Origin of the sequence: Faecalibacillus sp. (assembly GCF_047023275.1) — a bacterium.
Taxonomy (GTDB): Bacteria; Bacillota_I; Bacilli_A; order Erysipelotrichales; family Coprobacillaceae; genus Faecalibacillus.
In genome coordinates this window covers 1-14,276 of record NZ_JBKYAR010000044.1, presented here as the reverse complement: position 1 = coordinate 14,276, position 14,276 = coordinate 1, and the positions used below count along the sequence as shown (strand labels likewise).

General features: G+C 28.0%; 17 protein-coding genes. 7 read left to right on the top strand and 10 right to left on the bottom strand.

Features of this window, described 5'->3' with window-relative positions:
• Window positions 1-118: 118 nt before the first annotated feature.
• The 5 genes from ACLVEP_RS11895 to ACLVEP_RS11875 all read right to left on the bottom strand — a co-directional run bounded on the left by ACLVEP_RS11895 (window position 119) and on the right by ACLVEP_RS11875 (window position 3,454).
• Window positions 119-871, bottom strand: a complete 753-nt coding sequence (locus tag ACLVEP_RS11895; protein ID WP_412585103.1) for a hypothetical protein — start codon at window positions 869-871, stop codon at window positions 119-121.
• Entirely contained in the window at window positions 861-1,418 is a 558-nt protein-coding gene (locus tag ACLVEP_RS11890; RefSeq protein ID WP_412585102.1) for a hypothetical protein, read from the bottom strand. The genes ACLVEP_RS11895 and ACLVEP_RS11890 overlap by 11 nt, the downstream gene beginning before the upstream one ends.
• Complete coding sequence (locus ACLVEP_RS11885; protein WP_412585100.1) at window positions 1,411-1,947, bottom strand: prolyl-tRNA synthetase associated domain-containing protein; 537 nt, start codon at window positions 1,945-1,947, stop codon at window positions 1,411-1,413. The genes ACLVEP_RS11890 and ACLVEP_RS11885 overlap by 8 nt, the downstream gene beginning before the upstream one ends.
• Complete coding sequence (locus tag ACLVEP_RS11880; protein ID WP_412585099.1) at window positions 1,948-2,538, bottom strand: N-acetyltransferase family protein; 591 nt, start codon at window positions 2,536-2,538, stop codon at window positions 1,948-1,950.
• A gap of 64 nt (window positions 2,539-2,602) precedes the next feature.
• Window positions 2,603-3,454 (bottom strand): YitT family protein, encoded by an 852-nt coding sequence (locus tag ACLVEP_RS11875; RefSeq protein WP_412585098.1) that lies wholly within the window; start codon window positions 3,452-3,454, stop codon window positions 2,603-2,605.
• Window positions 3,455-3,539: 85 nt separating this feature from the next.
• On the opposite strand from ACLVEP_RS11875, the gene ACLVEP_RS11870 reads away from it, so the two are divergent.
• The 4 genes from ACLVEP_RS11870 (at window position 3,540) to ACLVEP_RS11855 (ending at window position 6,811) form a co-directional block, all read left to right on the top strand.
• Window positions 3,540-4,190: a Crp/Fnr family transcriptional regulator gene (locus ACLVEP_RS11870; protein ID WP_032090407.1), complete on the top strand. Its 651-nt coding sequence runs from the start codon at window positions 3,540-3,542 to the stop codon at window positions 4,188-4,190.
• Between the two features lie 48 nt (window positions 4,191-4,238).
• Window positions 4,239-4,877, top strand: a complete 639-nt coding sequence (locus ACLVEP_RS11865) for a ribonuclease HIII (protein ID WP_412585096.1) — start codon at window positions 4,239-4,241, stop codon at window positions 4,875-4,877.
• A 77-nt stretch (window positions 4,878-4,954) separates the two neighbouring features.
• Window positions 4,955-5,815 carry an HAD family hydrolase gene (locus ACLVEP_RS11860; RefSeq protein ID WP_412585095.1) on the top strand — a complete coding sequence of 287 codons (861 nt, stop codon included), beginning with the start codon at window positions 4,955-4,957 and terminating at the stop codon, window positions 5,813-5,815.
• 99 nt (window positions 5,816-5,914) lie between these two features.
• Window positions 5,915-6,811 (top strand): PD-(D/E)XK nuclease family transposase, encoded by an 897-nt coding sequence (locus tag ACLVEP_RS11855; protein WP_412585094.1) that lies wholly within the window; start codon window positions 5,915-5,917, stop codon window positions 6,809-6,811.
• Window positions 6,812-6,832: 21 nt separating this feature from the next.
• On the opposite strand, the gene ACLVEP_RS11850 is transcribed toward ACLVEP_RS11855, so the two are convergent.
• The 5 genes from ACLVEP_RS11850 to ACLVEP_RS11830 form a co-directional block, all read right to left on the bottom strand.
• Window positions 6,833-7,378 carry a transcription repressor NadR gene (locus ACLVEP_RS11850; protein WP_412585092.1) on the bottom strand — a complete coding sequence of 182 codons (546 nt, stop codon included), beginning with the start codon at window positions 7,376-7,378 and terminating at the stop codon, window positions 6,833-6,835.
• Between the two features lie 22 nt (window positions 7,379-7,400).
• Window positions 7,401-9,428, bottom strand: a complete 2,028-nt coding sequence (locus tag ACLVEP_RS11845; RefSeq protein WP_412585091.1) for an L-aspartate oxidase — start codon at window positions 9,426-9,428, stop codon at window positions 7,401-7,403.
• 9 nt (window positions 9,429-9,437) lie between these two features.
• Window positions 9,438-10,343: a quinolinate synthase NadA gene (nadA, locus tag ACLVEP_RS11840; protein ID WP_412585089.1), complete on the bottom strand. Its 906-nt coding sequence runs from the start codon at window positions 10,341-10,343 to the stop codon at window positions 9,438-9,440.
• A 107-nt stretch (window positions 10,344-10,450) separates the two neighbouring features.
• Window positions 10,451-11,845 (bottom strand): ROK family protein, encoded by a 1,395-nt coding sequence (locus tag ACLVEP_RS11835; protein ID WP_412585087.1) that lies wholly within the window; start codon window positions 11,843-11,845, stop codon window positions 10,451-10,453.
• Window positions 11,846-11,913: 68 nt separating this feature from the next.
• On the bottom strand, window positions 11,914-12,243 hold the full coding sequence (locus ACLVEP_RS11830; RefSeq protein ID WP_022002797.1) for a cupin domain-containing protein: 330 nt from the start codon (window positions 12,241-12,243) through the stop codon (window positions 11,914-11,916).
• Window positions 12,244-12,343: 100 nt separating this feature from the next.
• Here ACLVEP_RS11830 and ACLVEP_RS11825 point away from each other — a divergent pair, with 100 nt between their 5' ends.
• The 3 genes from ACLVEP_RS11825 (at window position 12,344) to ACLVEP_RS11815 (ending at window position 14,268) form a co-directional block, all read left to right on the top strand.
• A complete protein-coding gene (locus ACLVEP_RS11825) occupies window positions 12,344-13,027 on the top strand; it encodes a response regulator transcription factor (protein ID WP_412585085.1) in 684 nt (227 codons plus the stop codon).
• Entirely contained in the window at window positions 13,009-13,209 is a 201-nt protein-coding gene (locus ACLVEP_RS11820; RefSeq protein WP_412585083.1) for a hypothetical protein, read from the top strand. The genes ACLVEP_RS11825 and ACLVEP_RS11820 overlap by 19 nt, the downstream gene beginning before the upstream one ends.
• A gap of 84 nt (window positions 13,210-13,293) precedes the next feature.
• On the top strand, window positions 13,294-14,268 hold the full coding sequence (locus tag ACLVEP_RS11815; RefSeq protein WP_257360652.1) for an IS1595 family transposase: 975 nt from the start codon (window positions 13,294-13,296) through the stop codon (window positions 14,266-14,268).
• Window positions 14,269-14,276: the final 8 nt, after the last annotated feature.

Here is a 14,276-nt window from a genome sequence, read left to right as displayed (position 1 = left end):
AAAAAAAATTAAAGCTGAACTTTCTTCATTAATTAAAATAACAAGAAACTTCAATTATGAAACAGCTTCACCATAAGAAATACAAAAAATAAAAGATTCTAAAAATCATTTAGAATCTCTAGCTCAAAATATCATCGGGAGATAAATGATCTCTCGATATTTTTTTGACAATTTCATCATGTCTTACAAAACCATAAGTAGCAACAATCAAAGACCCTCCTAAATCAAGCATTAAATCTTTCATTGTATCTTTTAATGCTTCATGTCCTTTCAAAGGAATATCATCTTTAGAAACAAGTGTTCCCTTTGTTGAAGCCATATATTGTTGGGAATTTGTATGAAAAATTCCATCACAACTATATTCTAGAATTTCCCAAAAAGCACCAATTCCTAAAGAGAAAACTACTAAAAATAAACATGTAAAGTATTTGTTCATATAAATAAACTTGCTTTTTTCTGCCATCATAATATGGATAAACCATAAAGCTACAAAAGATAAAATAATACCTGAATGGAAGTGCAAAAAAGAATCCCACCATGGATATTTTCCATAAAAATCAAGTCCATCTCCTAAAACCAAAGCATTGAATGCAAAAAGTGCAATCACAATATAAAGTGTTAACGGAACATTGATCTTAAACCATTTCTTTAAAAACTTTGGTGCTGATAAAACAAGCAACATCGCACTAAACTGTAAAATACGAAAAATCATAGTTGTGACATATTTTATATAAGCATCACCAATATGATGACGATAAGCTAAAATAAAAATTGTCCAGCCTACATGATAAATCAATAATAAAATCGTTAAAACAAATAATATTTTTTTAATAAATAATAGCCTTTTCTCTGTTAATTTCCTATTTTTCATAAAGAATATAATCCCATCCTTTCATCATCCTTTGTTCACTTTGAAAAAAATGATTACCTACATTCTTTTCAAAGATACATTGATTCTCTTTTTGATAAATCTCATATGTCTCTAAAGTATTTTTTAACACATTTTTCATTAAAACATTCCTTGTTTTATGTTCTTTACTTCCTAAACTCAAATATATTTTCTTATGACAAATTGGATGTTCTTTTAAATAATCCAACCATTCTTCTTTCCATAAAGAACCCGACACACTAATTGCTCCATCTAGATCTAATTCGTGCATCGCATAAAGACTAAAAAGCCCTGCAAGTGAATAACCACTCATATAACATTTTAAAGAAAGCTTCTTTTGTTTAATTGTTTCAATTGTATGTAATAAAGCTTTTCCTGCTTTTGATTCAAAAGAAAGTTCATCTTGCCAATCATTAATTTCAATAACTTCTAAAAGATACGAACTCTTTTGAAAATAAGTTTTTGCTTTTTCAACAAACTTATCTTGTTCTTTCATCACAAGATAAATGATGATTCCTTCTTTATTCATCATCAACCTCTACAAAGATAGGTTCATGATGAAGAGCTGGTAAAATTTTTTCAAAAACATCTTTCATTTTAATTTTTAAACTACTTGTATTAATACAAGGATGGCATCCTAAATAATCATCTTCTAATAAATCTTTATCCATCAATAATTGAACATGATGTTCATGATCATTCATTAAACCTAAAACACTCACTGAACCAGGTGTAATATCTAAATATTCTAGCATTTTTTCATCACTTCCAAAGGATAGACGTGAACTGTTGATTTGTTTTGAAATCACTTTTGTTTTGAATTTTTTATGTCCTTTTAACATTAATAAATAATATTGACTTTTATTTGAATTAACTAAAAATAAATTCTTACAAATTGTCGATTTTAATGTCTTTTCTATTTCTAAACAAACTTCCATCGTATTAGCTTCATGATGATCAATACGTTGATATTCAATATCTAATTGATCTAGTAAATCATAGACTCTTTCTTCTTTATCTATTCTTTTATCTTGTGGTCTTCCAGTTACTAACTCCATTTAATCTACCTCATTTAAATTCACTTGATCTTTAATTTCATTAAATTTAATCACTGGTAATTGATTTTCACGATGTTCCCCTATAAATTTTTCCATCCATACCATATTATACCAGCGTTTAAATTTATAACCACATTGATGAAATTCACCAACCATTTGATAACCTAAATGATGATGATAATCAATACTATTAGTATCTAAATATTCATCATTTTTAATTGGTGAAGAAATACAAGCATTTAAATTCGTAATATTTTGTGCTTTTAAAACTTTTTCTAATGCTTGATAAAGTCGTTTCCCTACCCCACATTTTCGTAAAGTATGATCTACATAAATCGATGTTTCTACACACCAATCATAGGCTGCTCTTACATTAAAACTACTAGCATAAGCATAACCTATAATTTGATTATCTATCTTAGCTACTAAATAAGGATATTTTTCCATGACATGCACCATTCTTTGTTGAAATTCTTCAACCGATGGTACTTCATATTCAAATGTAATCGCTGTTTTTTCAACATAATAACGATAGATTTCTACTAATCTTTTAGCATCTTCTAATTTAGCATATGTTATTTCTATTTTCATAACTCATTCCCCCGTTTGCCTTATTATCTACCAAATTAAAAAAGATGTCCATAAAAATGAACACCTAAGATAAAGCTTCTCGCATTTCTTTTGAATAAGTAAAACCATTTCCACTGACTTCTTCTACATGAGATACAATAATAAATGCTTTTTCATCAATTTCTTTAATTTTATCTTTTAAATCAGGAAGTTTACGATAAGGTAAAATCGTTAAAACAACTTCTGTATCATTTCCATAAAAACCACTTTTACCATCTAACAAAGTCACTCCTGCATCCATATCATTTAAAATCATTGTTTTCATACGTTCAATTTCTTTAGACATTACAAGAACTTGAACACATCCTTTACCTGATGATAATAAGTAATTCATCATATAGGCTGTAATTAAAATTGTCATAATACCATAAACGATTTCAGGAACACTATGGAAAGAAATTTGTAGAACAAGGATTGTTGCATCAATCCCATTAACAAGCAAAGTCACAGGGACTTTAAAATATTTTTCAACAACAAGTGCTAAAATATCAAATCCTCCTGTAGAACCTCCAGCTTTTAAAACAAGACCAATTCCAAGCCCTAATAAAAATCCTCCTAAAATACAAATTAATAATTGATCATTTAATAAACCATGTAAATATGGTTGTTGATTAAAGAATTCTAATAAAATAGGAAATAAAAATGTTGAAATCAATGTTTTCATCGCAAAAGCTTTTCCTAAAAAACAAAATCCAATAATAAATAAAGCAATATTAATAATTCCTACACATAAAGAAACAGAAATACCAGTATAAAAATGGAAAACTGTACTAATACCAGAAACCCCTCCTGCTACAATGGAATTATCTAAAATCAAAGTACTAAAAGCAAATGCCATTAAAACGTTACCAATAATAATTTGAATAATTTTTTTCATATCTCTCACCTCGGGATATATCCTAACAATTTTTCTTTGTTAAGAATGTAACATATGTTACAATTTAGATAAGAAGGTGAAAAAAATGAAAATTAATGACGAATTATTCGATTATTTTAAACAAGCCGGTACCATTAAACACTATCAAAAAAATGATATTATTTATATGCAAGATGATCATGCAGATGAATTATGTCTTGTTTTAAAAGGACGTGTGCGTGTTTATCATATTACTAAAAATGGTGATGAAATTAATTATGATGTTTTAGATAAAGGACGTATTTTTGGTGAATCTTCACTTTATGAAAATGCTTATCGTCCAACAACTGTTTCTGCTATTAATGACGTTGAAATTATTACTTGTCATCTTGAAGATCTTTATCCTTATTTATCATCTTCACTTGATCTTACGATTACTCTACTTAAGATGTTCAATGATAACTGCAATCATTTAACTCAACTTTTAAAATGGGCACAAACCTATGATCGATTTGAAAAAGTAGCTGCTTTTTTATATGAATTAAGTGCTACAAACAATATTGAAAAAAATTTACTTTTTGGAGATATTCCCTATACCCATCAAGAAATTGCAGATTCACTTGCCATTTCAAGAGTAACTGTTACAAAGGTTTTAAATCAATTTAAAGATGAGGGTTTAATTTCAATTGAATATGGTCATATCAAAGTTTTAAAACGAGATAAACTCTACGAGCAATATTTATCAACACTAGTTTAAACAAAAATAAGTTATGTTATAATAAGATATAAAGAGGAGGAATTTATAATGGAAAGTCATGTAGGATGTTATGAAACAGGTTCACTTGATTTCTTTGGACCATTATGTGTCGTTGCCTGTTATGTTGATCAAAAAGATGAAGATGAACTTAATAAATTAGAATTAGATAAAGAAATGTCAGTAAATGATATTGAAAGAATTGGTAAGATTTTAAAAGATAAACTGACATATAGTTTACTTTTATTAGATAATAGTCATTATAATCAATATGTAAAAGAAGGACAAAAACTTTCTTGTATTAAAGCTAAACTCTATAATCAAGCAATGATCAATGTTATTCAACGTGTTGAACACCCTATCTCTAAAGTAACGATTGATGCCTTTTTGGCTCCAAAAAAATATTATCGTTATTTAAAAAGTAAAATCGTTGTTGTCCGCCATATAGAATTTAAAAAAGAAGAAATGTCTTTAGCGATGAAGTGTGCGCATATTCTTTCTCAATATGCTTATCTTCAATATTATAAAAATATGTGTCAATCATTAAATGTAGCACTTCCTCGTGGTTTTAATATTCTCGCAAATGATGCTGGAACTTCTTTAGTACAAAAGTACGGAAAAGACATTTTATGGAAAGTTTCTAAAACAAATTTTCCAAACTACAAACAGATTTTAGAGAGAGTTGAATAAACTCTTTTTTCTTATTAAGTAAAAAAATAAAATAATACTTTATTTTTTATATAATAAGATTATCGGAGGAAATAGAAATGATTAAAATGATTGTCAGTGATGTTGATGGAACTTTATTATCACATGGTTACATCAATCCTAAATGTATTGAAAGTATAAAAAAAACACAAGCTAAAGGCATTGAATTTGTTGTGGCTTCAGGGAGAGACTATTATGGAGTGAGAAGTGTTTTAGATCCTTTAGATATAAAATGTTCTGCCATTTTAGGAAATGGTGCTCAATATTGTAATAAAGAAGGAAAAACCATTATGGATTGTTATTTAGATAAAGAAATGCTTAAAGAAATTCTTCCTGTCTTTATTGAAAATCATACACCCTATATGATTTTTACAACAAATGGTTTTTATAGTACTCTAGAACCTGATTATGTTAGAGATCGTTTTGCTTATCGTGGCAGTGTGCGTTTTGGAAATAAAATGGAAGATTTTTTACCAGGAGGAAAATTGAGCGATTCCCCTGCTTGTAAGATTCAACAATTTAATTCAATTGATGAATTCATAAAAAAAGATTTAGACATCATCAAAGTAGAAGCTTTTTCGCATGATGAAGCAGAAATACAAAAAGTCCTTCCTTATTTTAAAGATATGAAAAAGATTGCGTATTTGTCTTCATATCCTGATAATGTTGAAATCACAAATGAAAATGCGCAAAAAGGACTTATTTTAGAAAAAGTAATTGAACAATTAAACATCAAAAAAGAAGAGGTCATTGTTTTAGGAGATGGTATGAATGATATTACTCTCTTTGAACGTTTTCCTTATTCTTTTGCGCCAAACAACGCTGAAAAAGTTATTCAAGAAAAAGCTTATAAAGTTGTCTCAAGTTGTAAAGATGGCGCTGTTAGTGAAGCTATTGAATATGCTTTAGAAAATTTATAAAAGATTCATTTATTTTGAATCTTTTTTATTTAAGAAATTTATTACAAAAAAGAAGAAAAACACTCATAAAAAGTCAATATAAATAATGGAGGACTTTTTATGAACAAAAATAGAGAGAATTTTAAAAAATATTCAAATGATTTATATTTTCATCATTTACTTGTTGAAAATGAAAGAATTAGAACCCTTATTTGTCAAGAGCTGGTTTTAGATAGGAAAATCATTTCTACAAAATTGCAAAATGCACAACAATATGGTAAAAATTTTTATGAAAAGAAACTTATTTTAGATATTCTAGCGATTGATGATGTTGGTGATATCTACAATATTGAATTACAAACTTATGATTTAAATGAAGAGATACTTGTTCGTTTTGAACTTTATAATGCTGAACTTTTAAGACAACAAGTAAAGCAAGGAGAAGATTACACAAATGCCCATGTCGTAAGATCATTAATTATTAGTTACGGACATATTCTAGAAAATGCCCCTTATTATAAATGCCATTTTGAGATGGTTGATGATGAACATCATATGGTTTATCCATTTAATCGTATGGAAATAACAATTATTCAACTAGAATATATTGATCAAGTAATTAATGAAATGACGAGTTTTAATCAGTTAATGTATCTCTTTAAAAAAGAAAAACCATATGATAAAATTGAAATAGATTATAGGATAAAGGAAGCGATACAAATGCATGACAAATATATATCTTCTGATGAATCATACCAAGAATATCTAGATCGTTTGGATAATGAGATATTACTTCGTTCTCGTGATAGAAAGATTGAAGAAGCAAACAATGAAATAGATAATTTGCTTAGTAAAACAAAAGAAAATATCATTAAATATATTAAAATGCAATTTCATGAAGATATCAGTGATTTTATAAGCAATCTTTCTAAACAACAAATTCTTAATATTCAAGATCATTTATATGATTACACAAGTATTGAAGAATTAAAAAATAGTATAAAAAAACATCAATAACAAAATATTGATGTTTTTATTTTACTTATCTTTCCAAAAATCAACAGGTTCATATTCTTGTAATTGTGCAAGAAATCCAGCTTTTTGAAGTTCTTCTTGAATTTCATCAAGAATTTCTTCACTGTCTGCATGAACAGTATGATAATGATATCCTGATGTGACATTTTTTAGTAAGCTTGAATGTCCTGTTTGCAGATTTGTCATATAATTTTTAATATCTCTTCTTGAAGCAATATTTAATGTTGCTTTTACAATATTATAAACTTTATGATAAACAAAGACATCTTCAACATAACCACCTAAGTCAACAATTAAAGAAAGTTCTTTTTCTACTTCATTGTCATCATGATGTACCTTAAAAATACGTTTACAAACTTTTTGAGCATTTAAAACATATCCTTTATGTGTTGAATAAATATCATAATCACCAGCACGAAGTAAAGCAATGTCTTGAACAATGACTTGTCGACTTACTTGGAGGGTTTTCGCTAAATATGTTCCTGATACAGGTTGCAAACTGTTTTTTAAAATATCAATAATGGCTTGTCTTCTTTTATTTCCATCCATAACTCGCCCTCCTTAATTGATATTATAGCACATGTAAATTCTTCAATGAAAGGTCTAATATTGGTGCAGAATGTGTTAAAGCACCGCTTGAAACATAATCTACTCCTAAATTTGTAAGTCTTGCAATGTTTTCTTTTGTGACATTTCCTGAAACTTCAATTTCAGCACGATGATCAATATAAGCAATAGCTTCTTTTAACATATCATCATCCATATTATCTAACATGATAATATCAGCTCCTGCTTCTACAGCTTCTTTGACCATTTCCATATTTTCTACTTCAATTTCAATTTTTCTAACAAATGGAGCATATTCTTTAGCAAGCATAATAGCTTCTTTGACCCCACCAGCAGCACCAATATGATTATCTTTTAATAAAACACCATCACTTAAATTATAACGATGATTATGTCCACCACCGACTCTTACAGCATATTTTTCAAAAATACGATTATTTGGTGTTGTTTTACGCGTATCTAATAAACGAATAGATGAATCTTTTAAATATTCTTGAACATTTGCTGTATAAGTAGCAATACCACTCATTCTTTGTAAGTAATTTAAAGCCACACGTTCTCCACTTAATAAAATACGAACATCTCCTTTAACACGTCCTAAAAGTTGTCCTTTTTCTACGCGGTCACCATCACTCACAAAGAATTCAACATCACACGCTTCATCTAATAATTCGAAAGTACGTTCAAATATTTGTAAACCACAAATAATTCCATCTTCTTTACAAATTAAATCAACAACACCTGTTTTAGAAAAAGGCATGACACTGTTTGTAGAAACATCTTCACTGGTAATATCTTCTTTTAAAGCACTGATGATAAGTGGATCTACATTTAATTTTAAAGTTGTTTGATCAAACATATAATGAGCTCTCTCCTTTAAACTTTTTTCAATACGTTTAGCAGCACGTTTAGCAAAAACTAAACTTTCTAAAAGTGAGTTACTTGCAAGTCTATTTTTTCCATGAACACCATTACAAGCTGTTTCCCCAATAGCATATAAATGTTTCATGCTTGTATGACTATCATAATCTACTTTAATACCACCCATGAAATAATGTTGTGCAGGTACAACAGGAATAGGTTCTTTAAAGACGTCATATCCTTTTTCTTTACAATGTTCAACGATATGAGGAAAATGGCTAGCAATTTCTTCTTTACCAATTGGTCTTAAATCTTCATAGACATAATCAGTTTGATCTTTTTCCATTTGTTTAAAAATAGCTTCTGCAACCACATCTCTTGGAAGAAGTTCATTTACAAAACGATTTCCATTTTTATCTAAAAGAATAGCACCTTCTCCACGTACAGATTCTGAAATCAAGAAACTTCTTTCATGATCAGTTGTATATAAAGTTGTTGGATGAATTTGTACATAATCTAAATTCTTAAGTTCAATTTGATATTTTTTAGAAAGTTCAATTCCATCTCCAGTTAAATGAGGATAATTTGTAGAATGTTTATAAAGTCCACCAATTCCTCCAGTTGCTAGAACGACTTTTTTAGCATATACTTTTTCTTCTTGATTATTTCTTTTAATAACACCACCTAAAGCAACATTACCTCTAACAATTAAATCAACTAAAGGTGTATTTTCTAAAAGTGTTACATTCTTCTTTTCTCTTACTTTTTCCAATAAATGCCTTGTGATTTCTTTACCCGTAATATCTTCATGATAAAGAATACGTTTATGACTATGTGCCCCTTCTCTTGTAAAAGCAAGACTTCCATCTTCATTTCTTTCAAAATCAACACCATAGCTAATTAAATCTTGAATAACATCTGGTGAAGACTTAATCATTAATTCAACCGAATAAGCATCATTTTCATAATGTCCAGCTTTCATTGTATCTTCAAAATAACTATCATAATCTTCTTCATTTCTAAGCATACAAATACCACCTTGTGCTAAAAATGAATCACTTAATTCTGCTTCTTTTTTAGTAACCATTAAAATATTTAAATTTTCTGGTAAATGTAAAGCCATATAAAGTGCTGAACATCCACTACCTACTATTAATACATCTGTTTTCATATTCTACTCCTACTTTGCTAGTTCCAACATTTTCTTAAGAGGAGTTAATGCTTTTTGCATAAAATCATCATTTAAAATCACTTCGTTTGTTTCATTTTCTAAAACATCTACGATTTTTTCTAAAGTTACTTTTTTCATATTTGGACAAACTTGTACATCCATAATTGTGTGTAATTCTTTATTTGGTGCTAATTCTTTAATTTTTGCGAAAACACCATCAACCGTTCCAATAATAAAATCTTTTGCATCTGTTTGTACAACATAGTCAATAATTGCTGAAGTACTTCCTACAAAATCAGCTGCTTCAACAATTTCTCTTTTACATTCTGGATGAACAGCTACTTTAGCGTCTGGATATTTTTGTTTTGCTTCATTTAATTTATCTAAAGTAATATTTGTATGACGTGGACAATGTCCATAATTTGTCATTATATTTTTTTCAGGAACTTGTCTTCTAACAAAATCTCCTAAATTTTGATCTGGTATAAAGAAAATATTCTCTTGTGGTAAAGCTTTAACAATCTTTACAGCATTTGATGATGTTACACATACATCAGCATATTGTTTAATTTCAGCAGTTGAGTTGATATAACAAACAATAGCTAAATCATCATATTTTTCTCTCATTTCTTTAATTTCTTTAATTGTAATCATATGTGCCATTGGACAATCAGCAAAAGCATCTGGCATCAATACTTTTTTGTTAGGATTTAAGATTTTGGCACTTTCTCCCATAAATTCAACCCCTGCAAAAACAATACAGTCAGCTTCTGTTTGACTTGCCACTTTTGCAAGATAAAACGAATCTCCAATATAATCAGCAATCTTTTGTACTTCTTCATCTACATAATAATGTGCTAAAATAATTGCATTTTTTTCTTCTTTTAACTTTTTAATTTTTTCTATATTATCCATATAACTTCTCCCTTTTCTCGAGGAGAGTATACTCCTTTTGTTTACATCTGACAAGACAGTTGTCATAATTAAATGTAAAAAAAGGTATCTTTTTAAAAAGATACCTCTTACATTTCTTTTAATCCTAACAAAATACATCCAATCAACATATATTCCTTTAAACTTTCTATCTTAATAAGATCTGGAATATAACTACTTGGCATATACTTTTCCATTTCTTTTTTAACATCTTCACTATTCGTTACTAATTTATTATAAATAATAATCGCATCCGGTGCGACCATCGATGTAATCCCTAAACAATATTTTGTTGTCCACTCAAGCGCTCCTTCTGGTGTCTTTTTTATTTCTTGGTAATTCTTACTAAAAGAAATTGGTAAATATTGAATTTCACCAGCAATATTATGTCTTCCTTTAATTAAATGTCCTCGATGAATATGTCCTACACCACCAGTTCCACCAATACGCGCTTGATATAAGAAAGAAACTGACTCATATTCATCTTGTGAAGCAAAATATCCCATCACAATCGTATTAACATCATTATTGATGACAATCTTTTGCGTATACTTTTCTTCTAAGAAAGCTTGTAAATGACATTCATTCAAACCATATTTTTTTAAAGTAACCACCCCATTATAAACAACTCCTGGAAGTGATAAACTAATAAGTTCAATATCAGGATATTCATATAAAATCGTATTAATTAAATCAACAATATCATCCACTGAAATAACATTTTTATAAACTTCAAAATCTTCTAAAATAACATCATTTTCATCATATAAACGACTGACAAGTCTTACTTTTTGATCTAATTGAATAAAAGCTAAAGCTAAAACTTGATGATGTGCTTTCAAAGTTTGTTTAATAGGTAAAGGACTTTCTTGATGATTTTGAATCTTTTTTTCTTTAAAAAGTTCATCTTCTAAAAAAGCAATTGTATTACCTACATCATATTTACCAAATAAAGTAGGTGATAAAGCATAAACACGTTTATCTTTTAAAACTCCTTCAACTTCAGATAAACGGAAAGATACTTGTGGAGCTAGTAAGATGACATCATAATTTTTAGCTGCTTCATAAAGATTTCCATAAGAAACTGCATTAAATTCAAAATCTTTATTTAATAATTGAACTCCTTCATTTAACTTTTCAGCAAAAAAACCTGTTGTAAGTCCACTTGTACAAGATAATAATACTTTTGTTTTAGTCGATGTTGTGAGTGTTTGTAAACAAAGACGCATATCATAAAGTAAACCCAAAGCATGATGAAAATTATTCATTTGAAAATGAATAAAAAAGACTTTTTCTTTGGTAATCTTATTTTCAACATCTAGTTCAATCATACAATCAGGATAGAAATTAATTGAACCAATTCCATACTTTGTTTCAATCACAATATTATCATTAACTTCCTTAACATCCCAATTTTCTTCATTTTGATTCAATAACCATTTTTTTAATAATTCTGTATCAATCTCTTTTAAAAAGGAATCCATACTCTCACCTCGCTTTTATTATACATTTTTATTTACAAAAATAAAAATTCTTGACAAAAAATCAAGAATTATTGTTCTGGTACAACTGCAAAATAAACAAGATCTTCTTCATGATCATTAACCATTGTATGTTTATGACCTTTTGGACAGTAATGAACACTTCCTTTATGTAGTTCTTCTCTTTGACCATCATAAATAACATAACCATTACCAGAAATGACATAAATCACTTCACTATTTGTTTCATGTACATGTTCTCCAACACTTCCACCAGTAGGAATATGTCCAATCATAAAACGATTTAAACCATCAAAGTACATCTTTGCTTCAATGTATTTTTCTCCACCTTTAAAGTTTTCAAATTTGTCTAAATTATTTTCATCATATTCAAAAATCATTATTATATCCCCCAATCGCTTTTCATTATAACATATCTTACGTAAATGTAAGGTGACGAATGAAAAGTTTTTCTATATAATATTTAAAGAAGGTGATGCTATGTATAAATTATTAATTGTAGAAGATGATTTGATTATTGCAAAAGGTTTACAAAAACATTTTGAAAAATATCATTATCATGTTAAATATGTTGAAGATTTTGAAAATGTTCTAGATGAATTTGTAGAATTCCAACCTGATCTTGTTTTATTAGATATCCATTTACCATTTTTTGATGGTTATTATTGGTGCCAAGAAATTAGAAAAATCTCACAAGTACCCATTGTTTTTATTTCTTCAGCAAATGAAAATATGAACATTGTTCTAGCAATGAATATGGGTGGGGATGATTTTATCAATAAGCCTTTTGATTTACAAGTTGTACAAGCTAAATTACAAGCAATTCTTAGAAGAACTTATAGCTTTTCCAAAGATTTTCATTTACTTACTTATCAAGATGTCCATTTAGATATTTTAACAGGAAAACTCACTTATCAACAAAAAGAACTTATTCTTACAAAAAATGAGTTAAAAATCTTAGAATATTTATTTGAACATGCTGAAGTGATTGTTTCTCGTGTTGATTTAATGAATCATTTATGGGATGATCATCAATTTATTGATGATAATACCTTAAGCGTTAATATCAATCGACTAAGAAAGAAGCTTGAAGATATAGGGTTGCATGATTTTATTCATACAAAGAAAGGTCTTGGGTATTTATTATGTTTAAAGACTATTTAAAGAAAACTTACTCTATATATCTACTTTATTTATCATTTATCTGCTGTACATTTGTTGTTTTTATTATTTGTCAAACACTTACAGATTTAATTATTTATATGTTAGGAATCTATCTTTTTATTATCCTTGTTTATTTTTTTAAAGATTACTTAATTAACCATCTGACACATCTTTTGATTTAAATCCGTTATTCTCACTTTAAACCGAGGAGTATAATCTATCACTTCTTTAAAATATTATATACTTTTCTTAAAGAGGTGGATACTATGGCTAAAAATCAAAAACCAAAAAAGGATTCTTTAATTACTTTAACTAGAAAATATGCAAATAATCATGATGAATGTGTAAAATTCTTTTTTAAAATGAAATGGCCTGTTGGCTTTTACTGTGAAAAATGTGGATGTACACATTACTATTCCATTAAAAGAGGTGATGTCTTTCAATGTAAAGAATGTGGTCATCAACATTACTTACTTTCTAATACTATATTTCAAGATAATAAGCTAGATCTTTATAAATTGATTTTAGGAATGTATCTCTTTTTTACGGCAAATAAAGGTTTGTCTGCGATTGAATTAGCTAATGAATTAGAAATAAATTATAAAACAGCGCTATTACTTTGTAGAAAATGTAGGATTCTTATGTCCCAAAGTAACAGTGAAAAAATTCTGGACAGCTTTTTTTATGAAGCAGACGTTGCTTATATAGGCTCAAAAAGTAAAGAAGAACACAAACAAGGAGTTGCTACTGAACAGCAACCCTTTTTAGTAATGTTATCAACAGATAAAGAAAATAAATATCCAAAATTTTTAAAATTAATGCCAGTAGCTGTAGATAGTACAAATAATATTGTTAGATTCATCTCAAAAAAAGCAATACTTTCAAAAGAAAGAATACTAAACACTGATGGAAAAACAACTTTTTTAGGATTAACTGATAAAATAACATTAAAATCAGAAAAAATACTCTATGATGAAGAAAATCATAGATTGTATTGGCTTAATGTATTAATTGGTGATATAAAGAATAATATTACTGGTATATATCATGGAGTAACTAAACGTGACTTACCTTTGTTTTTGAATGAACAAGAATGGCGTTTCAACCATAGATATACTGGAAAGAACTTCATGAACAAAATACAGAAATATGTTTTGAAATCACATCCATGTCCTAAAAAAGCAATTATTACTGTACTCAATTTATCCGAACCATACTATGCACATGTGTCAGATGGTTAATTAAGTTT